Genomic DNA, 26,355 nt, shown 5'->3' with positions numbered 1-26,355 from the left:
AAGCATTTGGCCTGTTGTTATTTTAGAGCATCTTGAATACTAATTTTTTCTCCATTTTTAAAAGCTATTAAAAATGCAGAATTGTATCCTTTGCTTTTTGCCTCTTTCAATTGTTTGTTTGCTTCATCATAATCAGGCGTTTCTCCGTACATGTATTTGTACACTTTATTCTCGTATGCTACTGAAATATCTTTTAATCCGTTAAAATTTCTAGGTAGTAATTCCAATTTTTTAATGCTAGCCGAAAGTTGTACTTTGAATATAGTTTTTGAATTATCAATTGCTTTTTTTGATTTTATTAATTCCGAAGATTCTAAAATCACCTTACCTTTTACTGGCGAAGTAGTATCTTTTATTACCTTTTCAATAATTTTTTGAGAGGGTTTTTCATCTAAAATTTCAGCTTCTCCACTTCCAAAATATTCATTTTTATAGCTAACTATTGCATCTGCTATAGCTTTAGCGATTTCATTTTGACCTTCTTCTGAATTCAACCTATTGCCTTCTGCTGTATTAGAAATAAAACCCATTTCAATCAAAACTCTTGGCATATATGCTTTGTGAAGTACCATAAAAGGGGCTTGTTTAACTCCTTCTCCTCTTATTTTTTTACCTAAATCGGCAAAAGCATCTTCCACTTTACTTGCCAGCGAAATACTATTGTCCAGATATTCTTCTTGCATCAGAGTCATTCCAATCATCGTTTCCGGAGAGTTTGGATCAAATCCCTCATATTTTTGTTTATAATCTTTTTCTAAAGTAATTACCGAATTCTCTTTTTTAGCCGCATCAAGATTTGATGCAATTTTACTTAAACCCATTACATAGGTTTCAGTACCATCAGCAGCAGTATTTCTATTGGCATTACAATGGATGGATACAAAAATATTAGCGTTAAATCTATTGGCAATATTAGCTCTTTCTATTAAATCGATGAAAACATCCGTTTTTCGGGTATAAATAACATCCATTTTTGGCATCGATTCTAACAACTTCCCAACTTTTAAAACTACAGCCAAAGCAATGTTTTTTTCTACACGGCCTTCATAAACAGCACCAAAATCATGTGCTCCATGACCAGCATCTAAAGTTACCTTGAAACTATTGGATTGACTATACCCCGTTAATGAAATTATTATTAAAATAAAAGTTAATATTATTTTAATTCTATATGTTTTGTGCATAAAGCTATAAGTTAATTTAATTAAAACACTACCGTTATAAATTTATTTATTTGACTATTTTTGACAAAAAATAATATGTAAGTTTGACATGTCAAAAAACAGGCCATAATTTTACAAAAATAGCATTTAAACCTTTGTATACAAACTTATTTAATATCGTTTTATTATCAATTTTCCTATCGTTAGGTTCTGGTAAATTATATTCTCAAGATATAACAAAAAAAAAGACGGTTATATCCTCTAATAGACAAATAGATAGCACCAAAAAAAGTGTTAATCAGAATAAAACGCCTGTTTTAATTGTTGAAAAAGAAACTGACACGATCAAAATAGACAGTATCAAACCTAAAAAAGCATTTCTGGACGGCAAAGTAAGATACAAAGCGGAGCAGTATGCTAAAATTGATCAGAAGAAAAAAATTATTACCCTTTACGACAAAGCGGAATTGTACTATCAGGACGTTGAACTAAAGTCAGGGATAATCGTCATGGATTATGAAAAAAACGAAGTATATGCCGGACGAATCAAGGATTCAACGGGTGCTTTCACTCAATATCCAAATTTCAAACAAGGTGCAAATGTAATTGAACCCGATTCGATCCGTTTTAATTTTAAATCAAAAAAAGCTTTAATCTGGAATTCAAGATCGGAACAAGGTGAATTTAAAATAAAGGCTGCTTTAACTAAAAAAGAAAATGACTCGGTTTATTTTTTAAAAGGAGCTCGTTTTACCACTTCAAAAGACGTAGACAATCCAGAATATTATTTTCAGACGAATAAAGTAAAATTTATTCCCGGCAAAAAAGTAGTGACGGGTTTAACCAACATGGTGATTGCAAATGTACCTACTCCAATAGCTTTACCGTTTGCTTTTTTTCCAATGAGCAAAGAAACCAGTATTTCAGGATTAATTTTACCAAGCTATAATGACTCCAACAATAGAGGGTTTTCTCTTCAAAATTTAGGATACTATTTTGCGCTTAGTGATAATTATGATTTAACCGTTTTAGGTGATTATTACACCAATGGAAGTTATGGATTGCGTTTTGAATCCAGTTATGCCAAAAGATATAATTACCGAGGAAACTTAAATATTCGTTTTGAAAATTTAATAACCAGCGAAAGAGGCTATCCGGATTATTTGAAACAAAACATTTATAACATCCAATGGTCACATTCCAAAGACTCTAAAGCGAGTCCAAATTCAAGTTTTTCAGCTTCTGTGAATCTTGGAAGCAGTAAATATTTTAAACAATCTATCAATCAGGTAAATATTGGTTCTAATCTTAATAATACATTAAGCTCTTCAGTATCCTATTCTAAAACGTTCACTTCAGTACCGCAAGTCAGAATGTCGCTAACTGCAACTCATTCGCAAAATACGCAAACAGAAGAGATTAACATGACTTTGCCAACATTACAATTGAGTGTTGACAGAATTTATCCTTTTGTGGGGAAAGACGGCGTAAAAAAGGGATTTTTTAAAAACATAAACTTGCAGTATAATTTAAACGGACGAAACAGCATCGTTACTACTGATTCTTTATTCTTCAAACCTCAAATGTTTAGAGATGCTAAAGTTGGTTTTCAACACAGCATTCCTTTAAGCACCAATTTTAAATTATTTAAATACTTCAGCGCCTCAACTTCTATGAATTATGAGGAAATTTGGTATACCAAAACAATTGAAAGAAGTTATGATGTTGACCAAAGCAAAGTGGTTGACAAAACCATCAATGGATTTGATGCTTTTAGAACCTATTCATTCTCCTCCAGCGTAGGAACAACTATTTATGGAACTTTTAATTTTGGTAATGATAAAAAGATCAAATCCATAAGGCACGTCATGAGGCCATCAGTTTCTTATGGCTACACTCCTAGTTTTGAAAAATACTATGACACTTACTCCGCTGATGCCACTGGAACAATGATAAAACAATATTCTCGATTCGAAAGTGGTATTTATGGTGCTCCAGGATTAAATAATTCCAATACCTTAGGTTTTGATTTGAGCAATACTTTTGAGGCTAAAGTTACCGACAAAGACAGTACTAAAGTGGAGCCTAAAAAAATAATGTTGCTTAACAATTTAAACCTATCCACTTCCTATAATCTAGATGCAGATGGAGTAACTTCACTTGCCTTTTCTCCAATAAGAGTTAGCGGTGGTACTACATTATTAGACAATAAAATGAATGTCAATTTTGGAGCAACACTAGACCCTTATGCAATTGACAATTCCGGAAACCGAATTAATGTTTTTAATATAGATAATGGCGGAAGTCTTTTTAGAATGACCAGTTCAAATATGACTCTGAATTATTCAATTTCAAGCAAAGGAAAAGACGATACGAAAAAAGACAAAAATGTTCAAAGCCAACGAAATGGTGGTCGTGAGGATGATTTATTTGGTACAAATACAGATTTAGGTGACAGCAGAAGAAGTCAGTTTGAGGATGAAGAAGAGGAAGAAGGAGAAGATAAAATTTCAGAATTTTTCAACTCTAAATTACCGTGGGACATGACATTTGCCTATTCATTAACATACGGGAATAACAACCGAGAGAATCAAATAATTGGGAACTCAATAATGATTTCTGCTAATGCTGACATAACTCCAAAATGGAAAGCGGGCGTTTCTACCGGTTACGATTTTGTTCAAAAAGGGGTTACTTTCACACAACTTCGTTTCGAGAGAGACTTGTTAAGCTGGAGAATGGATTTTAACTGGTCTCCAATGGGCGAAAATGCAAACTGGGGTTTCTTTATTGGAATAAAATCCGGTGTATTGAGCGATATCAAATGGGATAAAAGAAGTACCATCAACAGATAAATTTTCTAATCAAAATCTTTAAAGATGCTGTTTAGAAAACTTTATTTAAGAATTAAAATAGAATTGAGTTACTATTTCTACGTTATACAAAAACATATTATTCCTATGAAAAAAATAATCTTTACCGAAAATGCTCCGGCACCAATTGGTCCTTACAGTCAAGCAGTACTTAAAGGAAATACCCTTTATACTTCTGGTCAAATAGCAATCAATCCGGCAACTGGAGAATTAGTTACAGCTACTATAGAAACCGAAACAGAGCAAGTCATGCAAAACATGAAAGCTGTTTTAGAGGCCTCAGGAATGACGTTTGAAAATGTTGTAAAAACAACTATTTTCATTATGGACATGAATGATTTTGGAAAAATAAATATTGTTTACGGTTCTTACTTTGACGAAAAAACTGCTCCAGCACGTGAAACAGTTCAAGTGGCTTGTTTGCCAAAAAACGTAAATGTTGAAATTTCTATGATTGCTATTCTGTAGCAAACACTATTGGCATTACTATCTAAAAGTATAAAGGTACTTTTAATTCCATAAAAAAATCACTACTGATTTACTTTAAGCAAGTAAATCAATAGTGATTTTTTAGTTTAAAGTAAACTTTAAAAAACCTATTTATTTGCAATATGAAATGCAATCAATCCGTCAATCGGTCTTCTTAAAACATTGCCTAATTGAAGTTCATATTTATCAAAAGTTTCTTGTAATTCTTCTTTCAAATAAAATGCAATTGAACCCACAAAATGTACAGGTACTTCTTTACAATTATCATATTGTTTGATGTAATTTTTTACAAAAGATTTCATTCCTTTGAAAATAATTTTTCTGCAAAACTCTGTTTCTTTGTGTTGAATCAAAAACTTTGCAAATGTTGCTAAATACGCATTTGGATTGGGTTCTTTGTACAACTTGTTTTTAATTGCATCAGGATCTAAATCATATTCTTTTTCAAATTCAACTGCCAGTTCTTTTGGCATTTTATTAAAATAATATTTTCTGATTAATTCTTTTCCAAAAACATTTCCGCTACAATCATCCATGGCGATGTAACCCAACGATTGCACTTTTTGGTGCAACTCTTTACCATCAAAATAGCTACAGTTTGATCCTGTTCCTAAGATTGAAACAATTGCCTTTTCTCCTTTTGGAGTTGTTGCATAAACTGCCGCATAAGTATCTTCTTTGACGTCAATAATAGCGTTAGGAAAATACGTTTGAAAAACCTGTGAAAGTACAATTTTCATTCTATCGGTACCACAACCTGCTCCATAAAAAAACAAATGGGTTGCATTTTTCTTATTATGCAAAATATCGAAACGATCATTTAACCGCTCTATAATTTCATCCGCTTCAAGCACTTCGGGATTTAGTCCTAATGTTTGAGTTGTAAACAATACTTTTCCATGGTCATCTATCGCTATCCAATCCGCTTTGGTAGAACCACTATCAACTATTAATCTCATTTTATTTTGGTTTTTTGGTTTTGGAGTTGCTTGATTTTAAACGGACTATTCCTTAAAAAATCCATTAAAGGAAGCAACAAAAAATAAAATCCCGTTAAAAAAATATAACGGGATTTGTAAATATAAAGAATTATTTTAAACCTGCAATATGTACAGATAAATCAATCAATTTGCTAGAATAACCATATTCATTGTCATACCAAGAAATGATTTTGAAGAAAGTAGAGTTCAATCCAATTCCTGCATGAGCATCAATGATAGATGTTCTTGGATCAGAAACGAAATCTTGAGAAACAACTAAATCTTCAGTATATCCTAAGATACCTTTCATTGTAGTTTCAGATGCGTTTTTCAACACAGCCATAATTTCTTCGTAAGTAGTTTCTTTTTCAACTTTTACAGTTAAATCAACCACAGAAACATCTGTTGTAGGAACACGCATTGACATACCTGTTAATTTTCCGTTCAATGAAGGAATAACTTTTCCTACTGCTTTAGCAGCACCTGTAGAAGATGGAATAATGTTGCATGAAGCCGCACGTCCACCTCTCCAATCCTTTTTAGAAGGACCATCAGTAGTCATTTGTGTTGAAGTTGTTGCGTGAACAGTAGTCATCAAAGCTTCTACAATTCCAAAGTTATCATTAATAACTTTAGCTAATGGAGCTAAACAGTTAGTAGTACAAGATGCATTAGAAACAACTGTATCTGTTGCTAAAGCTTTATCATGGTTTACTCCCATTACAAACATTGGAGCATCAGCTGAAGGCGCAGAAATAATTACTTTTTTGGCACCACCTTTAATATGCTCGTTTGCAGTTTCAAGTGTAGTAAAGAAACCGGTACACTCAGCAACTACATCAACATCAACTTCATTCCATTTCAAATTTGCAGGTTCTCTTTCTGCTGTAATTCTGATATTTTTATCGTTTACAAAAAGTTTTCCGTCTATAACTTCAACTTTACCTGCAAAACGTCCGTGAACTGAATCATATTTTAATAAGTAAGCTAAATGATCTACATCTAATAAATCATTGATTGCTACTACTTCTACATTATCTCTGTTGAAAGATTCTCTGAAAACGATTCTTCCAATTCTTCCAAACCCGTTTATTCCTAATTTTACTTTTGACATTTTACTTTAATTTTTTTGTTTATTTTCCTTAACATTCTTTTAAAGTCTAATTTCCTCACAATAAACTTCATTTTTTTATCTAAGTAGACATTATATCTGAAACTCTCAATAATTCTCTATCAATCTCCGTTTTCCCCTTAATTGCTTGTTCTAAAGGTGTCAATGAAACTTTATCATTTTGCAATCCAACCATATAATTTGACTTTCCTTCCAGTAATGATTCAACAGCTTTCACACCTAATCTACTGGCAAGAACTCTATCAAAACAAGAAGGCGAACCGCCACGTTGCATATGACCTAAAACTGACACTCTAACATCATATTCTGGCAAATTGGCTTCAACATAATCTTTTAGTTCGAAAACATTTTTACCTATTTTGTCTCCTTCAGCTATCACAACAATACTGGATGATTTTCCTGAAGCTTTACTTTTTTGTAATGATTCTAATAATCGATCCAATCCTAAATTTTCTTCAGGAATCAATATTTCTTCTGCACCAGCACCAATACCTGCATTCAAAGCAATATGTCCTGCATCTCTTCCCATTACTTCTACAAAAAACAAACGATTGTGTGAACTTGCAGTATCTCTAATTTTATCAATCACATCGACTACGGTATTCAAAGCAGTATCATATCCAAGGGTATGACTTGTTCCAAAAATATCGTTATCAATAGTACCCGGAATTCCCATTACCGGAAAATTAAATTCATTGTTAAACAATAAACCTCCTGTAAAAGTACCATCACCACCTATTACCACTAAGGCATCAATTCCTGCTTTAGTAAGATTCTCATGTGCCTTTTTTCTTCCTTCAGAAGTTTTGAACTCTAAAGATCGGGCCGATTTCAAAATTGTCCCTCCTTTATTTACAATGTTGTTTACGCTTCGAGGTCCCATTTCCTTGAAGTCTCCTTCAATCATTCCCTGATAACCTCTATAAATTCCTATGCATTCTATATTATGATAAGCACATGTACGAACAACTGATCGAATTGCTGCATTCATACCAGGTGAGTCTCCTCCTGAGGTAAGAACACCAACTTTTTTTATTGTTTTTGGCATTATTTAAAGTATTAAAGTGTAAAACTAGCAAACATTCAGCACTTATAGAGCTGTGTTTTTAATAAATTGGTAAAGCGTCTTAAATTCAAACGTTTTCGTTAATAAGTTTTTAAAAAACTAAAATAAAATAGATTTAATTTAACAAAATGAGAAAAAAAATCAATATTTATTTTATAATTAACAAATAACTGACATTAATATTTAAAATAGTATAACAATATGCTAATTACTTCTAAATAAGGATTTAAAATAGAATTATCTTTTGTGTGTTTTTAAATAAATGTAGATTTTTCATGAGGTTTTAGTACGCAAATCATCAATCTACATTGATAACTAGCTCCATGCCACTTTTTGAATATTTAATATTTTTGTTTAAAGTACAATCAATTAGTTTTCCTCGGGAATCAAACCTTCTTGATTTATTTTAATTTTTTCTGTACTCGTTTTCTTAGATTTAGAAAAGTTAATATAGTCTGGAGATAAATTAGAATCTTGATCTTCGGAGATAGGAGTTATTTCTTTCTCTATTTTGATATTTTTGAAAATTCTATTTACTAATTCTTTAAAAGTATCAAAATCAACTTCATAGGTAACCCCCATTCCTTGAGTATATCCAATCCCTTGACCAATATAATTAATATCATTTTCTCTGTTAAAAAGTCTCAAATTTAATGTTCCATCTTCATTAACTCTGTAAAGAACTTCAACATCTCCTACAATGGCAGACTCGTTTATTCCTCCAAAAGGCACACCTAACTTTCCATTGATAGTAATTCTTTCATTAATTTTAGAAGAAATCGTGGCAACAAACCTTCCATCCGATTCTTTTCCTATTCTTCTGTCTGCTCCAATAAAATTAAACCCAACATTAAATTTTTCATCATCTGTTTTAATGATACTCCCTAATAAACTGGTAGCCGTTTCAAATAAACTTCCTGAAAAATCAGATTGACTTACACCTTCAGGACTTAAAAAACTTCCGGACGAGAGTAAATACAAGGCTTGTGTTTGTCGGACGTCCTTATCATTTAATTTATACTGAATCTCCGATTTTAATACATTACTAACCGTTGGAAATTCAATGTTAAAATCAGGTTCAGGGCTCGTCAAATCTCCTCTAATACCAATGATAACTTCTACAGGAACTTTACTGTTAAAAGATGAATTCTCTAGCAAAACTGCTGGATTAGCAGATGTTTTGTATACCGCTTCAAGATTTAGTTGTGCCCGCATCGGGTTTCCTTCCCATGAAATTGAGCCTCCTTTTTTTAGTGCAAACTTTTTATCAATAAAACCACCATATTTAAAATTATAGGTTCCTTCATACGCCTGGAAATCGCCCCACATATTGAACTTACCCAAGGTATTTATTTTAAACAACAAAGATCCAAAACCTTTTCCTTTCATTCCATGACCGGTACTTCTATCAAGGATGACTTCAACTTCTGCATCGGGTGTAATATCAAAATCAAATTCTAACTCTAACCCTTTGTAAATTCTTGTGTCTTCAACAATTCCTTTTTTGATATTATACTTTTCTTTAAGAGTAACAAAATGAACAAATGAGTTATCGCTTATGCTTTCGGAATTATTAATCGGGATTTTTATAGAAGTCCCTTTTTCTGATTTAGCATCAACTTTAATAAATAATCCATTTGTTGGACCTTTTATGGTTGCGAGTCCATCAATAAATGCGGTACCAAAATAAGCTGCATCTTCACTATCTTTCGTATCAAGAGCCAATAATCTTTTGGAATTAATTGCTAAATCCAATTTCCAATCAGAAAAATTCTTATGCTCAATACTTCCGTTTAATGTTCCTGTTGTACCAAATTTTGTATCCTTCAGCGTATTATTTCTGAAAATAAATTTCTCATCAGTTAAATCAATAATAGTTTTATCTTTTAATGCATAATCTACATTCAGATAAGGTATTGTAACCCCAGCATCATCAACATACAAGCGCCCATTTATCTCCGGTTTTTTTAAGTTTCCTTCAATTCTTGAATTACCAGACACAAAGCCCCTTATGTTTGATAATACGTCACCTCCGAGTGAGCTTAAAGTAGCTAGATTAAACTTATCGAATTTTAAATTTAAATTAAGAAATGTTTCTTTATTTAGGATTTCAAAACTTCCGTTAGCGTTAAACGATTCAATATTTTTATTTTCCAGATTTGAATTAATAGTAAACTTCTTAAAACTCTCGTTTCCTTCAATATCAAAATTCAAAATCCCTAAATCGGTTTTATTTACATTTAAGCTATCGATAATTATTGAAGCGGTAGGCTGATAAACATCTTTATCTTGCTTAAAATTAACCGCACCATTTATATTTCCGTGAACAATGAATTTATCATTTGCCGGTGTAATTTTATTTAAATCTACATCTTTAAAACTCAATTTCAGATCTTTATAGCTTGTATCTTTTAATTCTCCGTCTAAAGAGATTGCTTGATCTTCATGTGATAATATTAGATTATCAATATCAAAATTCTTAAATGATTTATCAAAAACAATCTGGTTATCCGGCGTTTCATTTTCATTTAAAAACCAAAGGTAATCCTTGAATTTCACCTCAGATTTACTAATTCCTACAACATTATTATTGTCTTTGTTAATGGTGTGGTATAAATTCAGATTGTAATAATCCTCAGCATTTGCACCTCCTTTGAATTCCGATCGAAAGAACAGCGTATCTTTCATGGTAACATTTATCAGACTAAAATCACGTATTTTATAATATTTTGTCTTGATGCTGTCTAATTCTATATAAGCATTGTAAAGTGGATTTTTATTATCTACTGAAACTCTAATATTATCAAATGTATTGCTGGAAGCCACAATTTGAGGTGAATTGAAGTTGAGTTTGAATTCCTGATTATCGGAACTAATATTCCCTTTTACAATTGTATTGGCGCCAATTGAAATTTCAGGATAAAAAATTTCGATAATTTTATTATAGATTGAAAAGTTAAATTTAAGAAACTGTCCTTTTTTTACTTTACTCGGTTTGAAATTCGTATAAAGACTTCCCAGAGAATTCTTAACCAGATTTTCCAATTGATTGAATTCATATTTACCCACAATTTCACCCTCAACAATATCCGGAGAATTTACCGTAATGGTTCTAACTCTATTTTGGTCGAAACTGGAAATTATGGTAAAATCATCAAAATTATAAGTATCTTTTGCATTTTGATAAGAGGTTTCATTGATGTAAACATTCCCCTGAAAATTCTCAATATTATTTCCTGAAGCCTGAACAACAACATCTCCTCTGAATACGGAGACTGAATCTTTCATCAGCTTTAATTTATTCAAATCTGCATTTTCAACGTTAATATGAAAATCATAACGATTGTCTTTTTTACTTAAATCCAATAAACCGTCAAAAGTCATACTCAAATTAGGGTCATTTATAGAAATTTGACCTTTATAATTTGGACTTTTTAAAGTACCGTTGACAACAATATTGGTATAATTATAATTCTTATAATCAATTTGAGTAATATCTCCTTTGATGGCCGTATCCAAGTATTTTTGTTTAAAACCTTTACCATCCACATCAATATTCAAACTGACTCTTCCCAGTTCTTTTTGATCCAATAAAGTTCCAATGTCAAAATTCTCTAGAATCACATTCCCTATATATGATGCTTTATCTATTACATCTATGTTTTGTATTTCTAAATTAGAAGTTACATTACCCAAGGCGGTAATCATAGAAAAATCAGCTTCAACCGCTGTAGTGGAAACACTTGATGTTCCTGAAGCCGAAAATCTCCCTAACTTTTTCAAGGAAGTTGGTAATTTATTTCCTAAAATATTAGGTAGTATGACAATCAAATTCTCATAACTAGAGGTCAACTTATCGAATTTAGCAAACATGGAAAATTTTTGCCCTTTTTTAGCAAATAAATTTTTAAAATTAATATCCCCATTTATTTGAGTCTTTAGGTCATCAACTAATTCCAGGTTTTTAAATTTCAAATCATTCAGCGTACCTTTAATGCTGGTTTTAGTGTAAAAATGTTGATTTTTTCCTAATTCTTTATAAAAATAGCGAATATCATTTGAGGCTATGGAAGCCGAATTTAATTTGATATCAAACTGTACTTTATCAGTGAATTCAGAGAAATCTTCAATTTTATAATTTAAAACAACACTTCCGTTCAATGTTGATTCTTTTGTCAATAAATCAAGATTTTCCAGTTTTATATTCTTTTTAGAATAACTAAATTTGGAGCTTAAATTTTTAACATACAAACCACGAAAGTCTAAAAAAGACATTTTGTTTATTTTGGTAGTCACATCCGGACCGAATATTAAAAAATCCGTTACAGAAGCGTTAAGTTTTGTAAAATCAAGATCTTTTGGATTGTCTCGATTATCATCCGTTAAAATAAAACGTCCGTCAAAAATTTGAAGTTTATTTGCTTTAAGTAAAAACTTTCGGCTTGAAGGCTTTCCGGTTTCAAAGGCTTTGATAAATTTATCAAGATTTGATTCTTTTTCGTTTTTATAGGTTTTCAAGTTGAAAAGTAATCCATGTAAATCCAAACCATCAAAAATCAAATCACCATTGAGCAGTTTCTTACTTTCTAGAATAGTGGTAGAAATCCTGTTAGAATAAATCAAGGTATCTTTATGATGATCAAGAATCAAGACTTTTTTAAATTTCACACCTCCAAAAACTGAAATCGCAACTTCATCAATCGTTATATTGGTACCAAAATCTTTATTAAGACTATCTGTAAAATAGTGTGCAATTTTTGTCTGAACAGCTGGCATGGTGAGAGCAATACCGACAACCAACAAAAGCAGGATTAGTCCAAGCAGTAAACGAAACGCTATTTTTATAACTTTTTTGATACCTATATATTATTTAATGTTCTAAAATTTCATTTTGCCATTGGAAACACAAGCACCTTTAATAAAAATTCTCTAATTTTGGCTTTTACAAAAAGATTTTTAAAATCGACTTGTCAAATGTAATTCAAAATTTATGCCTTTTTATGCAAAATCCCGAGGTTTTTATTCTTGCCATCGAAAGTTCCTGCGATGATACTGCTGCTGCCATTTTACAAAACGATAAAGTATTGTCAAATGTTGTGGCAAATCAGCTGATTCACAATCAATATGGTGGTGTAGTTCCTGAGCTAGCCTCTCGTGCGCACCAACAAAATATAGTTCCTGTCGTTGATGCTGCGCTTCGCAAGGCAAATATACAAAAAGAACAGTTATCAGCAATCGCTTTCACACAAGGCCCAGGACTTATGGGTTCCCTTTTGGTAGGAAGTTCTTTTGCTAAATCAATGGCCGTTGCTTTGCAAATTCCATTGATCGCGGTAAATCACATGCAAGCACATGTTTTAGCCCATTTTATTGAGGAAGATGGTTTTGATAAACCTAGCTTTCCCTTTTTGGCTTTGACCATAAGTGGCGGACATACTCAAATCATTAAAGTTGCTAACTTTTTTGACATGACTGTGATTGGCGAAACCACTGATGATGCTGTTGGAGAAGCTTTTGATAAAAGCGCAAAAATTTTAGGCCTTCCCTATCCAGGCGGTCCTTTGATTGATAAATATGCGCAACTGGGAAATCCAAAAGCATTTGCATTTACCAAACCAAAAGTTCCCGGTTTAGATTTTAGTTTTTCGGGATTAAAAACGGCAATTTTATATTTTATCCAAAAGAAAAAATTAGAAAATCCAAATTTCGTTGACGAAAACCTAAATGACATTTGCGCTTCCATTCAACACACGATTATTGAAATTTTGATGGACAAATTAAAATTAGCCGTAAAAGAAACCGGAATAAAACAAATTGCCATTGGTGGAGGCGTTTCCGCCAATTCTGGAATTAGAAATACATTGAAAGAAGCTGAGAATAAATACGGTTGGAAAACCTTTGTTCCTAAATTTGAATATACTACTGATAATGCTGCAATGATTGGAATTGTGGGTTACCAAAAATTTTTAACGCAAACATTTGAAACTTCATCTGTAGTTTCTAAAGCAAGAATACAACTATAAATTATGCAATTATTTTACAATCCGACTATTACGGAATCCACTGAAGTTTTTTCTTTTGACAAAGAAGAAAGCAAACACATCATTAAAGTATTACGCAAAAAAGATACCGACATATTATTCGTGACCAATGGTTTAGGCTTATTATTTAAAACTGAAATCACACTGGCTTCAGACAGTAAATGCACGGTTAAAATTATTTCGTTTGAAAAAGCACCTCCTTCAAAATTTAGATTGCATCTGGCTGTAGCGCCAACTAAAATGAATGATCGCTACGAATGGTTTCTGGAGAAAGCAACCGAAATTGGCATACATGAAATCACGCCCATTATTTGCGATCATTCGGAACGGAAAGTCATCAATAACGAACGATTTGATAAAATTTTATTGACCGCAATGAAGCAATCCAATGAATTATATCTTCCTAAATTGAATCCGGCCATCACCTTTAAGGAATTTGTCAAACTTAAAAATGAAGGTTTAAAACTGATTGCACATTGCGAAGAAACGGATAAAAGAACACTGAAATCCGTTTTGAAACCAAATGAAAATATTACAATACTGATAGGTCCTGAAGGCGATTTTTCGGAAAAAGAAATTGCATTAGCTCTAGAAAATGACTTTGCAGCTGTTTCATTGGGAAATACTAGATTACGAACAGAAACCGCTGCAATTGTTGCCTGTCACAGTGTTGTATTTGTTAATGAGGACTAAAAATAACTAATTTAATTATGAGGCAACTATTTTATCTACTTTTAATACTTTCAACACCTTTGTTTTCACAAGAAATTGCATTGGTAAAATACAGTGGCGGTGGCGATTGGTATGCTAATCCAACTTCACTGCCAAACTTGATAAAATATTGTAATGCCAATATCAATACCAAAATAAAAACCAAGCCAGCAACTGTTGAACCAGGGAGTCCGGATTTATTTTCATATCCTTATGTACACCTGACTGGTCATGGCAATGTTGTTTTTAATGATGCTGAAGTAAGTAATCTTAAAAACTATTTACTGGCCGGAGGATTTCTCCATATTGACGATAATTACGGTATGGACCAATATATCAAAAAAGAAATTAAAAAAATATTCCCCAATAATGACTTAGTTGAAATTCCAGCGAATCATGCTATTTTCCAAAAACCCTATTCATTTCCTGCTGGTTTACCAAAAATACACGAACACGATGGGAAACGACCTCAGGCCTTTGGTCTTTTTATAGAAAATAAACTCGTTCTACTGTACACCTACGAATGCGATTTAGGAGATGGTTGGGAAGATCCGGAAGTTAATAACGATCCAACAGCAATTCGTGAAAAAGCATTAAAAATGGGAGCGAATATCATTAGCTATATTTTTAACAATTAGTATCTTTCAGGCTATTATAAAATATAATTTTTTAAAATTTAAAAGGGTTATTTTGTAATTTTTTTTCTCCTATTTCTACTAACTTTTCCTTTCTATACCATCAAATTTCATGAGCAAATCATAAGTCATTTTACAATCTACTTTTTAACATAAAATTAAGAATGAATCAGTTGTGAAATGAATAATTATTGAAAATCAACGGATGTATAAGCGTAATTTTTCAGCACTATTAAATTATCCTAAGCTTGATTAGTCTGATTTATTACTAATTTACTAAATTTTAAAAATCACTATTTCTCATTAAAATTAGTGTTTTTAAACATAATTTGATAAAATCTATCATAAATTCCTTAATTAAAATTAAAAAAAAAGCTTTTTAGAATTTTAATAAAATTCTATTATCAGAAAACACTTAAAATTATAATTATTGAATTTTACGGAAACCCGTAAAACGTAAGGGTTAGGAATTATTTTAAAAAAAAATTAAATATTAATTTTTTTTATGAAAAATTTGTTATAAAATTGTTAAATAATTAACCAAATCTATTAATTTATAACAAATTTATTATGAAAAAAATCCTTTTATCTGCAGTAGCATTATTGATGCTTTTCTCCTGTCAAAATGAAACAACAGAAGTAGCACCAGAAGCCAGTGCCATAACTCAACGCGGTTGTGCTTCTCAAGAAGTTCTTGAAGCACAAATGAAAGATGACCCAACTTTAGCTTTAAGAATGAACGAAATTGAAGCATTTACTCAAAAAGCAATGCTAACTGGTCGTTTAGTAAACGGTAAAGTTGAAATTCCTGTTGTAGTAAACGTATTGTACAAAACTGCTGCAGAAAACATTACTGATGCTCAAATTCAATCTCAAATTGATGTATTAAATGCTGATTTTAATGCTACTAATTCAGATTTCAGCAGTACTCCTGCTTTATTCTCTGGAGTTGCTGCAAATGTTGGTATCACTTTCGTTTTAGAAACAGTAAATAGAAAATCTACTACTAAAACATCTTGGGGAACTAGAGATGCTATGAAAAAAACAAAACAAGGAGGTTTAGATCCTACTTCACCAACAACAAAACTTAATATGTGGGCTTGTACTATTGGTGGAGGAATCTTAGGTTATGCTCAATTTCCTGGAGGATCAACAACTACTGATGGTGTTGTAATCGATTCAAAATATTTTGGATTATCCGGATCAGGTGCTTATCCTTATAACTTAGGAAGAACGGCTACTCACGAGGTAGGTCACTGGATGAACTTACGTCACATTTGGGGAGATGCTACTTGTGGAAGTGATTTAGTTTCTGATACACCTACACACAACACTGCTAACTATGGTGTTCCAGCGTACCCACATTACAGCACTTGTACTGGAACTCCAGTAGAAATGACTATGAACTACATGGATTACACAGATGATAGAGGAATGTATATGTTCTCTAACGGACAAAAATCAAGAATGGCTGCAATTTTTGTTTCAGGTGGAGCAAGAGCAGGTTTCGGAATATAATTTTCTTTCAAACGATAAAAAGAGGCGACCTAAAATGAACTGCCCCAAAAAGTTAAACACTATTTGGGGAGTCTAAAAGTCGTCTCTTTTTTATTTAAAAACACTATGACTATATTTTTCGACATAATCATACGGAAGATATTAACTCCATAAATTTTATTTTATAGCAGCATATTGCTTTAGTTTAAAATAGTAAAGCTGAAGCCTTCATTATTCTTATACTAAAGAAATAATTTTAACTTTTTTTTTAAATTATTTTTCAAATAAATGTTTTAAAAATTTGTTATTATCAAAAATTGTTATAAAATTGCTACTTAATTAACCAAAACTATTAATTTATAACAAATTTATTATGAAAAAAATTCTTTTATCTGCTGTAGCATTATTGATGCTTTTTTCTTGTCAAAATGACACAACAGAAATTGTTCCATCAGCTGATTCAGTTACAAAACGTGGTTGCGCATCTCAAGAGGTGTTAGCTGCCCAAATGAAGGCTGATCCAACTTTAGCCTTAAGAATGAACGAAATTGAAGCATTCACACAAAAAGCAATGTCGTCAGCTCGTTTAGTAAACGGAAAAGTTCAAATTCCTGTAGTTGTAAATGTTCTTTACAGAACTACTGCCGAAAACATTTCATTAGCGCAGATTCAGTCCCAAATTGATGTATTAAACAAAGACTTTAACGCCGCTAACTCCGATTTCACTAGTGTTCCTTCATTATTTTCTGGAGTTAAGGCCAACGTAGGTATCTCTTTTGTTTTAGATCAAGTAATTAGAAAATCAACTACTAAAACATCTTGGGGAACAACAGATGCAATGAAAAAAACTACTTCAGGCGGTTTAGCTCCAACATCTCCAACTACAAAATTAAATCTTTGGGTTTGTACTATTGGTGGTGGAATTTTAGGATATGCTCAGTTTCCTGGAGGATCATCTTCAACAGATGGTGTAGCTATTGACTCTAAATATATAGGAACTACTGGAACAACTACATATCCATATAATTTAGGAAGAACAGCTACTCACGAAGTAGGTCACTGGATGAACTTACGTCACATTTGGGGTGATGCAACTTGTGGAAGTGATTTAGTTTCTGATACACCTACACACAACACTGCTAACTACGGTGTTCCAGCGTATCCACATTACAGTACTTGTACTGGAACTCCAGTAGAAATGACAATGAACTATATGGATTATACAGATGACAGAGGAATGTACATGTTCTCTAATGGTCAAAAATCAAGAATGTCTGCTTTATTTGTTTCTGGCGGATCAAGAGCAAGTTTCGGAATATAATTTTTTTTTAGTTTTTTAGAATTTAAAACTCGCTACTTGTTAGCGAGTTTTTTTTATATTTACATTCTAAAATAGAAACATGATTACATCAAAAACCATTTCAAATGGGATTCTTAGAGCATTATTGACACTAACTTTATGTGGTTTAGTCTTGTTCTTTTTTTATCAAATCCAATCCGTATTGATTTACCTTGTTGTATCATTCATACTTACATTAATAGGAAATCCTATTTTAGACTTTTTTAAAAAGCGATTAAAGTTTAAGCATATTTTTGCAACTATAGCAACTTTGTTTATTTTTATACTAATCATATTCGGGTTTATAATGATGTTTGTTCCTTTGATTTTATCGCAAGGGCAAAACCTGTCACTTCTTAACACTGCTGAAATTGAAAAAAACATAGTCCAGTTAATCAATCAAATCACTGTGTTTTTAGACAATCACCAAATTGATTCTGCACAAGTTTTAAAAGAAGCAAACATTACCTCTAAAATAAATTTTAATTTCATACCTAACTTCTTAAATACAATTCTAGGCACAATTAGTAGTTTGGGCGTAGGATTAGGTTCCGTACTATTCATTACTTTCTTCTTTCTAAAAGACCGATTAATGTTCATTTTAGGAATAAAAAAACTAATCCCAAATAGCCATGAAGATCAAATTTTAAATTCCTTAGAAAAAATAAATCACTTGTTATCACGTTATTTCATTGGATTATTACTTCAATTATTCATTGTATTCCTTTTATACCTAATTGTATTATTCATTTTTGGGGTTCCAAATGCTCTTGTTATAGCCTTCTTATGTGCGGTTCTAAACATCATTCCATATATTGGTCCACTTATAGCGTCCTTTTTAGCGGCAATTCTAACCATGTTAAGCAATCTGGGAAGTGATTTCCAATCTGAAATTTTACCAACCACCATTTATGTTTTAATTGGTTTTTGGATTGTTCAAATTATCGATAACAATTTATCACAGCCCATCATTTTTTCAAAAAGTGTAAGCTCACATCCGTTGGAAATATTTCTTGTTATCCTGATTGCAGGTTTCCTTTTTGGAATATTAGGAATGATAGTAGCAGTGCCTCTTTACACAATAATAAAGGTTATGGGTAAAGAATTCTTCCCAGAAAACAAAATTATCATGCTATTAACTAAAGATATTTAATTTTGGATTTAATCATTCTAAATCCCGAAATACAAACATTTATCAACTCTAATATTAGTAAAAGCATTTCGAAATTGGCGCTACAAAAAAATCCATTCCCAGATGTGGATTGGATTCGTATTTTGAATCAAATTGAAGCCAAATCAAAAGCAAAAGATAAATTACCGAATTGGTTTGTTGCCAAAAATATTATTTATCCAAGTAAAATCTCAATAGAACAAACATCTTCAGAAAAAACAGCGCAATATAAAGCTTCAATAGTTTCAGGACATAGTTTAATTGATTTGACGGGAGGTTTTGGTGTAGACGATTACTATTTTGCAAAAAAAATAAAAAATGTTGTCCATTGCGAAATCAATTTAGAACTATCAGCGGTTGTAAAACACAATTTTGAACAATTAAATGCTCCAAATATCAATTGCTATCCAGGAGATAGTTTAATCACTTTAAACACTTTAAATACAAAATGGGACTGGATATATATTGATCCTTCCAGACGGAATGATGCCAAAGGAAAAGTGTTCTTGCTTAAAGATTGTTTACCAAATGTTCCTGAAAATCTTGATTTATATTTTAATAATTCGGACGCTGTTCTTATAAAAACTGCGCCGCTTCTTGATATTACTGCGGGTTTATCCGAATTGAAACACGTGAAAACCATTCACATCGTAGCTTTAGAAAACGAAGTAAAAGAATTACTATGGGAATTGCACAAAGATTATTTTGGAAATGTACATATCAAAACCGTTAATATCGTAAAAGAAAAATTGGAAACATTTGATTTTATTTTGAACGATAATTCTACATTGCCAAACTTCAGTTTGCCTCAAAAGTATTTATACGAACCCAATAGCGCTATCATGAAATCAGGCGGATTCGATGAAGTGAGTTCCTTATACAATTTAAATAAACTACACAAACATTCCCATTTATACACTTCGACTGATCTTATACCCTTCCCGGGACGTATTTTTCATATTCAAAATTCATTCCCTTATAACAAACCCGAAATGAAATCCTATTTAGAAAATACTCAAGCAAATATTACAACACGTAATTTTCCTGACAGTGTAGAAAGTATTCGAAAAAAATGGAAAATAAAAGATGGTGGAAATGTATATTGTTTTTTTACAACTGATGAAAATAATCATAAAATTGTTTTAATTTGCACCAAAATATCATAAAATGAAATACATTATTACAATAACTTTATTATTCTTCAGTCTGAGCATATTTTCTCAAAAACCATGCGATTATAGCGCTAATGTGAATGATTCCATTGGAACCTACAAATCAACCAAAGAGTATATAGTTAATGAGAAAGTTTTCGGTGGAAATTCTAGTTATATTTTTTATTCTTTAGCATTAACAGATGGATTACCAACTTTAACAGTTCAATTAATTCAAAAAAGTAAAGATTTTATAAAAGCGAATTGTTTCGACAAAAATTCAAAATTATTTTTACAGTTAAATAATGGAAAAATAATCACCTTGATACATATCAATCAAGAAAATTGTGGTACCATGATACGTGATGATAAAGGATTTGACAATAGAGTTAATACTGGTATTTTTATGTTTATGAAAGATAGTTTTCAGGATTTAAAAAGCTCACCAGTATCGATGATGCGAATTAAATATTTAACAGATACAGAAGATTATGTCTTTAAAAAAGAGTTTAAATCTGAATTAACTAATGAAATTTACAACCCGGAAAATTACTTCATTGATAACTTAAAATGTATTGAATAGTTCCTATTTACAATCCCATTTAGCATTAGAAACTTTATCATTCAAACCTGATTTCAAATTGTAATGCCACCATTCTGAATCAAAAGAATTGAAACCGTTACTTGTCATAATAGTTTTCAATACTATTCTGTTTTGCTTCACTTCTTCTGAAACATTTTGATAATTGTGACTTGCTTCTATTCCAAAAAAATCGAAAGAAGTACCCATGTCTAATTCTTTTCCAAAACTGTCTACTAAAGTAATATCTACTGCTCCTCCTCTATTATGGATAGAACCTTTGGTAGGGTTAGCAACATATTTTGGATTAGAAACAATTTTCCACATTTTTTTCTGAATGTCTAAAGGACGATAACAATCAAAAATTTTGATTTTATAGCCTTTTTTTATAAACTTTTTGTTTGCTTCAATAAGTGCATTAACCGTTTTTAGCCGTAAAAAACATTCTGCACAGTCATAAACTTTTGCCTTCAAAAAATTATTTTCTGTAGCATACTTCATATCATATTCAAAATCTTGACTGTACTGTTTTAAATTTACAAACGTACTGTCATTAATACACTGATTATTGACTTCTGCCTTATCATAAATCACATTTTGCGATTGACAACTAACAATCCAAAAAAAAGAGCATAGTAATACGGATGATTTACAGTTGAAATTCATAGCATATATTTTTTATAAAAATAACACAATTAAAGAAGTTTTTTAGTACTTCTAAAAACAAAAAAAGCTGCTCAGAAGAACAGCTTTAAGAATCAAAAAAATCTTATTTTTTATAATACTTCTTATATTTTGGATAGGAAATTGCACCAAACAACGTAATTCCTCCAAGAGAATACCAAATCCAACTTAAAGAATGTGCTTCACCACTTGCGTAAGAATGCAATCCTACCAAGTGAAAATTCACTCCATAATATGTAAACAAAATAGATATAAAAGCAAACATGCTCATCAAATTGAAAATCCATTTCCCTCGTAAAGAAGGAACAAATCGGGCATGAATTACAAAAGCATACACCATAATACTGATCAATGCCCAAGTTTCTTTTGGATCCCATCCCCAGTAACGCCCCCAACTTTCATTGGCCCATTGTCCGCCAAGGAAGTTTCCAATAGTTAACATTATTAAACCTATCGTTAGTGCTAATTCGTTGATATAAGTGATTTCCTGAATATTCAAATCCATTTTGGCTTTGTTTTTTTCATTGGTAAATAAAATCAGCAACAATGAAACTGCTCCTAAAATCATTCCTAATGCAAACGGTCCATAACTTGCCACAATAACCGCCACGTGAATCATTAACCAATAGGAATTCAGAACTGGTTGCAGATTTGCAATTTCCGGGTCAATCCAGTTCATGTAGGCTGCTGCCAAAATCATTGCTGTTACAAACGCTGATGAAGCCACCGTAAGTTTCGATTTTCTGTCGAAAGCCAAACCAAAAAACATCGTAGCCCAAGCCACATAAATAATCGATTCATACGCATTACTCCATGGCGCGTGACCGGAAATATACCATCTTGCAATTAATCCAAAAGTGTGTAATGCAAACAATGCAATCACGACAATGTGCATGAAATTAACTAAATGATTCAATGCTTTTCTTTCCTTAAAGATTTGTAAAATCGTGAAAAACAACATCAAAATCGACGCAAAAATATACCAATACGGTAATTTCTTGAAAACATCATATTTATTATACAACACTTCCGAAGTAATTTTTTCTTCGCTTGGTCTTACTTTGCTACCAAAACGTTTTTGGAAACCATTGATGCTTTCCAGTAATTCGTCGGCTGTTTTGTAATCATTAGAAGTTGAAGCGTTCGCCAAAGAACCAAAATACAAAGGCAATACATTTTTAGTATACGTCGCTTCCATTCCTTTGAATCCCGCTTCGTTAAGTTCTAAATATGAAACCCATTTGTTATTTTTATCATCCGGAATAGGGAAAATCTTTAATATTCGTCCGCTCAAAGCGGATTCCATCAGATTTACTTTTTTATCTGTTTCGATAAAATCTTTTTCGAACTGGTTTGGGTTTGCTGATTTGAATGCTTGTTCTAAATATTTAGAAAGCTTGTAATTCCCTTTTGCATCAAAAAAGGATACGAAAGGAGCAAATTCTGCCGCTTTATCAATTCCTATAATTTTACGAATACTGTCATTCCCACTTTTGATGTAAATAATTGGAATTTCAATCCAATAACTTGCGTATTGTGTCATGGACAAAAATACCTGATCAGAATTCATTCCGTTATACGAATCATCATGACTTACTTTACGCAACAATTCCGAAGAAAACGTATTAATCGGTTTCATTCTTCCGCCACCGTCTTGAATTACAAGTCTACCAAATTTTGCCGCATGTTCTTCAGGCACTTTATACTTAGTGATCAAAGCATTCAGTTCATCTTGACTTAGTACTTTTTTGGTATGATTCTCATGTGTTGCAGGTGCTGCTTGGGCTTCCGTATGTGCATGTCCTTCATGATCTGCGTGGTCATGTTCTTGCTCTTGTGCGAAACTGCTGAAACTAAGAAACAACACAAAAATAGTCAACAATTTAGCTTTTTTAGTTTTAACCACTTCCAGTTTGCGCTTGATATCTGCAAAACGAGAATATTTGGTAAACATAATTGCCATCATTGCAAAATACAACATAAAGTAACCAATGTAAGTCAGCGTGGTTCCCCAAAAATCATGATTTACAGATAAAATAGTCCCTTTTTCGTCTGGATCAAATCCTGATTGAAAAAAGCGATATCCATCATAATCTAAAACATTATTCATATAAATTCTGGCATCAAATGGTTCTTTGTCCTCAACAGTCACCTTACTCTCAAAGGAAGAATAACTTTTCTCGGTTCCTGGATATTTCTGAGCAATAAAATCATTCAGTTTTATCTTAAAAGGCAAAATATAGACTTTACTTCCGTAGAAAAAAGTATAATCGATTTTTCCAATTTTCACAGTTTTGGATTCTCCCATTTTACCTTTGGATCCTAAAACGGTAACTGTTTTCTCTTGACCTTCGGCAGTAATTTTAACTACTAAGGCATCATCTTGATTTTTAGCTTTGAAATCATTTTCCGATTCGTAATCAACAATTCCTTTTACCGCTGAATCGGGAAATACAAATCGCATTTCACCTATGCTGTATAACGAACGCATCATCAAAGGTTGTGCAGCATCCTTAGTTACTTTTCCTTCTAATTTATCCGCCATTCGCATAAAGTTTCCTTCAAAAGGCGTTTGAATGGTATAGGCACTTCCTGTAGTATTGATATTTATGGCACCGTCCGTATATTTATTTAAAGAAAATAAAACATTATGAATATTTTGCACTTCGCCTTCTTGCAAAAAATGTTCGTGACGACCACCATCTCCTGCTTCTACAATTTTTAAATATAAAATTCCCTTTGGGTCAGGTTTAATATATTCTTTGGCTCCCATAATGAAATTTTCATATTCAACTTCAAATGGCGTATCAGCAAACTTTTCGGAGATACTGAAATTATTATTAGTAGCGGGAGAAAGCAATACTTGTTTTTCAAAAACCCTGCGTTTCATTTCACCTTTATATTCACCATCTGCAAAAACAGTCAAAAACGTTTTATCTGAAAAAATTTGATTTTCCGAAGCGCCTTCTCTGATGGGCATCATTCCTTCATAACTAATATAACGTGTTACAAAAGCACCCGCAATAATAAAGATAAAAGACAAATGGAGCAGTAAAGTAGCCCATTTTTCTTTCTTTAAGAGTTGGTAACGTTTAATATTTCCAATGAAATTGATTAAGAAAAATACGTGAATGGCTTCAAACCACCAGGCATTATAAATTAAAATTTTTGCGGTATCGGTGTTGTATTTACTTTCGATAAAAGTTCCGGTGGCCATGGCAATGGCATAAGAAATAAATAAAAAGGCCATTAATCGTGTAGAAAACAAAAAAGAGAATATTTTTTTATCCATTTTTATGGGAGTTTGTTTTGTAAAAGTGCCACAAAAGTACTCAAAAATGTTGACTTTTATATTCGGACATTTGTTAATTAAATCCAAAATTAAGAATGAATATCAAAGCCTGCAAAGGCTCTTTTTAAGACTAAATTCAATTTTAAATGAGTAAAAATTTCGAATAAAACTCTTAATATTTTTTTGCTAATTTTGTCCCATGGTCAAAGTAGTAATTATTGGTTCCGGTAACGTAGCGCAACATCTGATTGCCGCTTTTCAAAATGCTCAAATTCTGGGGTCGGAAATCCAGTTAATTCAGGTCTATTCCAGACAAACAGCAAATGTTTCCCATCTGGTCGATTTAGAACAGATTACAAATGATTTAGATACTTTGGCGGAAGCTGACTTGTATATCATTGCGGTTTCTGATGATGCAATTGGAGTAATTTCTTCACAACTTCCGTTTAAAAACCGGTTGGTCGTGCATACTTCAGGAAGTGTTCCACTGCATGCTTTGGATGAAGATAATCGAAAAGGAGTTTTTTACCCTTTGCAAACTTTTACTAAAAATAAAGCCGTTGATTTTAAAATCATTCCAATTTGCTTGGAAAGTGAAAATGCAACTGATTATCAATTATTGGATAAAGTAGCCAAATCAATTTCTGAAAAAGTTTTCGCAATCAATTCAGAACAACGAAAAGCCTTGCATGTGGCAGCCGTATTTGTCAATAATTTCACAAATCATTTGTACCAAATAGGTCAGGAAATTTGCCAGGAACATCAGGTTCCTTTCGAAATTTTGAAACCTTTAATAGCTGAAACCGCCAATAAAATAATGGTGCTTTCTCCAGAAGAAGCGCAAACTGGTCCTGCAAAACGAAATGACACAGCAACTATTGAAGCGCATGAAGCTTTTTTATCACAGGCGAATCATTTAAATATTTATAAAACACTAACACAATCAATACTAGAGAATGGCAAAAAGTTATAAAGAAATAATGAACGATATCACTACTTTTATTTTTGATGTCGATGGCGTATTAACCGACAGCTCTGTTTTTGTAACCAATGAAGGAGAGATTCTGCGTACGATGAACATTCGCGATGGTTATGCTATGAAAGCCGCGGTTGAAAGCGGTTATAATGTATGTATTATTTCAGGCGGAAGCAATGAAGGTGTTCGGGTTAGACTGCGAAATCTTGGTATTACTGATATTTATTTGGGCACACCAGATAAAGTGGAAACCTTTGATGAATATACAGATGTTTACCAAATAAAACCGGAACACGTTTTATACATGGGCGATGATATTCCTGATTATCATGTCATGAAATTAGTAGGATTACCAACTTGTCCTCAAGATGCAAGCCCTGAAATCAAAGCAATTTGCAAGTATATTTCGCACAAAAATGGAGGAAAAGGTGCTGCTAGAGACGTCATTGAACAAGTGATGAAAGCACAAGGAAAATGGATGGCGCATTTTGACGGGAAACACGATTAGTAGTATTATAAATTTTAAATGACATCTGTGGTTCCATTCCTAAAACTCATCCGATACCAAAACCTTC

Annotated in this window: 19 protein-coding genes; 12 read left to right on the top strand and 7 right to left on the bottom strand. The window is 32.1% G+C overall.

What is annotated here, in order from left to right; translation table 11 throughout:
• Positions 1 to 17: 17 nt before the first annotated feature.
• Positions 18 to 1,184, bottom strand: a complete 1,167-nt coding sequence (locus BMX64_RS06130) for an N-acetylmuramoyl-L-alanine amidase family protein (RefSeq protein ID WP_091168460.1) — start codon at positions 1,182 to 1,184, stop codon at positions 18 to 20.
• A gap of 83 nt (positions 1,185 to 1,267) precedes the next feature.
• On the opposite strand from BMX64_RS06130, the gene BMX64_RS06125 reads away from it, so the two are divergent.
• Together BMX64_RS06125 and BMX64_RS06120 are read left to right on the top strand one after the other, a co-directional pair.
• Positions 1,268 to 4,018: a putative LPS assembly protein LptD gene (locus BMX64_RS06125; RefSeq protein ID WP_091168458.1), complete on the top strand. Its 2,751-nt coding sequence runs from the start codon at positions 1,268 to 1,270 to the stop codon at positions 4,016 to 4,018.
• A gap of 105 nt (positions 4,019 to 4,123) precedes the next feature.
• The gene (locus BMX64_RS06120) at positions 4,124 to 4,504 is read left to right on the top strand and encodes a RidA family protein (protein ID WP_091169047.1); all 381 of its coding nucleotides are present in this window, start codon (positions 4,124 to 4,126) and stop codon (positions 4,502 to 4,504) included.
• A gap of 128 nt (positions 4,505 to 4,632) precedes the next feature.
• Here BMX64_RS06120 and BMX64_RS06115 read toward each other — a convergent pair whose 3' ends face one another.
• The 4 genes from BMX64_RS06115 to BMX64_RS06100 form a co-directional block, all read right to left on the bottom strand.
• The gene (locus tag BMX64_RS06115) at positions 4,633 to 5,484 is read right to left on the bottom strand and encodes an N-acetylglucosamine kinase (RefSeq protein ID WP_091168454.1); all 852 of its coding nucleotides are present in this window, start codon (positions 5,482 to 5,484) and stop codon (positions 4,633 to 4,635) included.
• A 130-nt stretch (positions 5,485 to 5,614) separates the two neighbouring features.
• Positions 5,615 to 6,619, bottom strand: coding sequence for a type I glyceraldehyde-3-phosphate dehydrogenase (gene gap, locus BMX64_RS06110; protein WP_091168451.1), 1,005 nt, complete (start codon positions 6,617 to 6,619; stop codon positions 5,615 to 5,617).
• A gap of 79 nt (positions 6,620 to 6,698) precedes the next feature.
• Complete coding sequence (gene pfkA, locus BMX64_RS06105; protein ID WP_091168449.1) at positions 6,699 to 7,685, bottom strand: 6-phosphofructokinase; 987 nt, start codon at positions 7,683 to 7,685, stop codon at positions 6,699 to 6,701.
• Between the two features lie 387 nt (positions 7,686 to 8,072).
• Positions 8,073 to 12,479: a translocation/assembly module TamB domain-containing protein gene (locus BMX64_RS06100; RefSeq protein WP_091168445.1), complete on the bottom strand. Its 4,407-nt coding sequence runs from the start codon at positions 12,477 to 12,479 to the stop codon at positions 8,073 to 8,075.
• A 224-nt stretch (positions 12,480 to 12,703) separates the two neighbouring features.
• Between BMX64_RS06100 and tsaD the strand changes: the two genes are divergently transcribed.
• The 8 genes from tsaD (at position 12,704) to BMX64_RS06060 (ending at position 20,831) form a co-directional block, all read left to right on the top strand.
• On the top strand, positions 12,704 to 13,726 hold the full coding sequence (tsaD, locus tag BMX64_RS06095) for a tRNA (adenosine(37)-N6)-threonylcarbamoyltransferase complex transferase subunit TsaD (RefSeq protein WP_091168441.1): 1,023 nt from the start codon (positions 12,704 to 12,706) through the stop codon (positions 13,724 to 13,726).
• A 3-nt stretch (positions 13,727 to 13,729) separates the two neighbouring features.
• On the top strand, positions 13,730 to 14,437 hold the full coding sequence (locus BMX64_RS06090) for a 16S rRNA (uracil(1498)-N(3))-methyltransferase (RefSeq protein ID WP_091168438.1): 708 nt from the start codon (positions 13,730 to 13,732) through the stop codon (positions 14,435 to 14,437).
• A gap of 17 nt (positions 14,438 to 14,454) precedes the next feature.
• A complete protein-coding gene (locus BMX64_RS06085) occupies positions 14,455 to 15,093 on the top strand; it encodes a DUF4159 domain-containing protein (protein WP_091168435.1) in 639 nt (212 codons plus the stop codon).
• A gap of 567 nt (positions 15,094 to 15,660) precedes the next feature.
• Positions 15,661 to 16,608 (top strand): zinc metalloprotease, encoded by a 948-nt coding sequence (locus BMX64_RS06080; protein ID WP_091168432.1) that lies wholly within the window; start codon positions 15,661 to 15,663, stop codon positions 16,606 to 16,608.
• A gap of 352 nt (positions 16,609 to 16,960) precedes the next feature.
• Positions 16,961 to 17,908 (top strand): zinc metalloprotease, encoded by a 948-nt coding sequence (locus tag BMX64_RS06075; RefSeq protein WP_091168429.1) that lies wholly within the window; start codon positions 16,961 to 16,963, stop codon positions 17,906 to 17,908.
• Positions 17,909 to 17,987: 79 nt separating this feature from the next.
• Positions 17,988 to 19,079, top strand: a complete 1,092-nt coding sequence (locus BMX64_RS06070; protein WP_091168426.1) for an AI-2E family transporter — start codon at positions 17,988 to 17,990, stop codon at positions 19,077 to 19,079.
• 2 nt (positions 19,080 to 19,081) lie between these two features.
• Positions 19,082 to 20,263 carry a THUMP-like domain-containing protein gene (locus BMX64_RS06065; RefSeq protein WP_091168422.1) on the top strand — a complete coding sequence of 394 codons (1,182 nt, stop codon included), beginning with the start codon at positions 19,082 to 19,084 and terminating at the stop codon, positions 20,261 to 20,263.
• 1 nt (position 20,264) lies between these two features.
• Positions 20,265 to 20,831 carry a hypothetical protein gene (locus BMX64_RS06060; protein ID WP_091168418.1) on the top strand — a complete coding sequence of 189 codons (567 nt, stop codon included), beginning with the start codon at positions 20,265 to 20,267 and terminating at the stop codon, positions 20,829 to 20,831.
• Positions 20,832 to 20,834: 3 nt separating this feature from the next.
• On the opposite strand, the gene BMX64_RS06055 is transcribed toward BMX64_RS06060, so the two are convergent.
• A complete protein-coding gene (locus BMX64_RS06055) occupies positions 20,835 to 21,494 on the bottom strand; it encodes a M15 family metallopeptidase (RefSeq protein WP_091168415.1) in 660 nt (219 codons plus the stop codon).
• A 103-nt stretch (positions 21,495 to 21,597) separates the two neighbouring features.
• On the bottom strand, positions 21,598 to 24,804 hold the full coding sequence (ccsA, locus tag BMX64_RS06050) for a cytochrome c biogenesis protein CcsA (RefSeq protein WP_091169044.1): 3,207 nt from the start codon (positions 24,802 to 24,804) through the stop codon (positions 21,598 to 21,600).
• Positions 24,805 to 25,003: 199 nt separating this feature from the next.
• Here ccsA and BMX64_RS06045 point away from each other — a divergent pair, with 199 nt between their 5' ends.
• Positions 25,004 to 25,777 carry a Rossmann-like and DUF2520 domain-containing protein gene (locus tag BMX64_RS06045; RefSeq protein ID WP_091168412.1) on the top strand — a complete coding sequence of 258 codons (774 nt, stop codon included), beginning with the start codon at positions 25,004 to 25,006 and terminating at the stop codon, positions 25,775 to 25,777.
• Positions 25,761 to 26,288, top strand: coding sequence for a KdsC family phosphatase (locus BMX64_RS06040; RefSeq protein ID WP_091168409.1), 528 nt, complete (start codon positions 25,761 to 25,763; stop codon positions 26,286 to 26,288). The genes BMX64_RS06045 and BMX64_RS06040 overlap by 17 nt, the downstream gene beginning before the upstream one ends.
• Positions 26,289 to 26,355 lie beyond the last annotated feature (67 nt).

The sequence above is a fragment of the Flavobacterium sinopsychrotolerans genome, assembly GCF_900110375.1.
GTDB lineage: Bacteria > Bacteroidota > Bacteroidia > Flavobacteriales > Flavobacteriaceae > Flavobacterium > Flavobacterium sinopsychrotolerans.
Note: the sequence above shows the minus strand (reverse complement) of the source record. Positions and strands in the feature narration are given on the sequence as shown.

Bases quoted from the DNA above. Each gene is read 5' to 3' on its own strand.
- BMX64_RS06075 (WP_091168429.1), top strand. From the start codon at position 16,961: ATGAAAAAAATTCTTTTATCTGCTGTAGCATTATTGATGCTTTTTTCT.
- BMX64_RS06040 (WP_091168409.1), top strand. From the start codon at position 25,761: ATGGCAAAAAGTTATAAAGAAATAATGAACGATATCACTACTTTTATT.
- BMX64_RS06080 (WP_091168432.1), top strand. From the start codon at position 15,661: ATGAAAAAAATCCTTTTATCTGCAGTAGCATTATTGATGCTTTTCTCC.
- BMX64_RS06130 (WP_091168460.1), bottom strand. From the start codon at position 1,184: ATGCACAAAACATATAGAATTAAAATAATATTAACTTTTATTTTAATA.
- BMX64_RS06055 (WP_091168415.1), bottom strand. From the start codon at position 21,494: ATGAATTTCAACTGTAAATCATCCGTATTACTATGCTCTTTTTTTTGG.
- BMX64_RS06090 (WP_091168438.1), top strand. From the start codon at position 13,730: ATGCAATTATTTTACAATCCGACTATTACGGAATCCACTGAAGTTTTT.
- BMX64_RS06060 (WP_091168418.1), top strand. From the start codon at position 20,265: ATGAAATACATTATTACAATAACTTTATTATTCTTCAGTCTGAGCATA.
- BMX64_RS06070 (WP_091168426.1), top strand. From the start codon at position 17,988: ATGATTACATCAAAAACCATTTCAAATGGGATTCTTAGAGCATTATTG.
- BMX64_RS06100 (WP_091168445.1), bottom strand. From the start codon at position 12,479: ATGCCAGCTGTTCAGACAAAAATTGCACACTATTTTACAGATAGTCTT.
- ccsA (WP_091169044.1), bottom strand. From the start codon at position 24,804: ATGGATAAAAAAATATTCTCTTTTTTGTTTTCTACACGATTAATGGCC.
- pfkA (WP_091168449.1), bottom strand. From the start codon at position 7,685: ATGCCAAAAACAATAAAAAAAGTTGGTGTTCTTACCTCAGGAGGAGAC.
- gap (WP_091168451.1), bottom strand. From the start codon at position 6,619: ATGTCAAAAGTAAAATTAGGAATAAACGGGTTTGGAAGAATTGGAAGA.
- tsaD (WP_091168441.1), top strand. From the start codon at position 12,704: ATGCAAAATCCCGAGGTTTTTATTCTTGCCATCGAAAGTTCCTGCGAT.
- BMX64_RS06115 (WP_091168454.1), bottom strand. From the start codon at position 5,484: ATGAGATTAATAGTTGATAGTGGTTCTACCAAAGCGGATTGGATAGCG.
- BMX64_RS06120 (WP_091169047.1), top strand. From the start codon at position 4,124: ATGAAAAAAATAATCTTTACCGAAAATGCTCCGGCACCAATTGGTCCT.
- BMX64_RS06085 (WP_091168435.1), top strand. From the start codon at position 14,455: ATGAGGCAACTATTTTATCTACTTTTAATACTTTCAACACCTTTGTTT.
- BMX64_RS06045 (WP_091168412.1), top strand. From the start codon at position 25,004: ATGGTCAAAGTAGTAATTATTGGTTCCGGTAACGTAGCGCAACATCTG.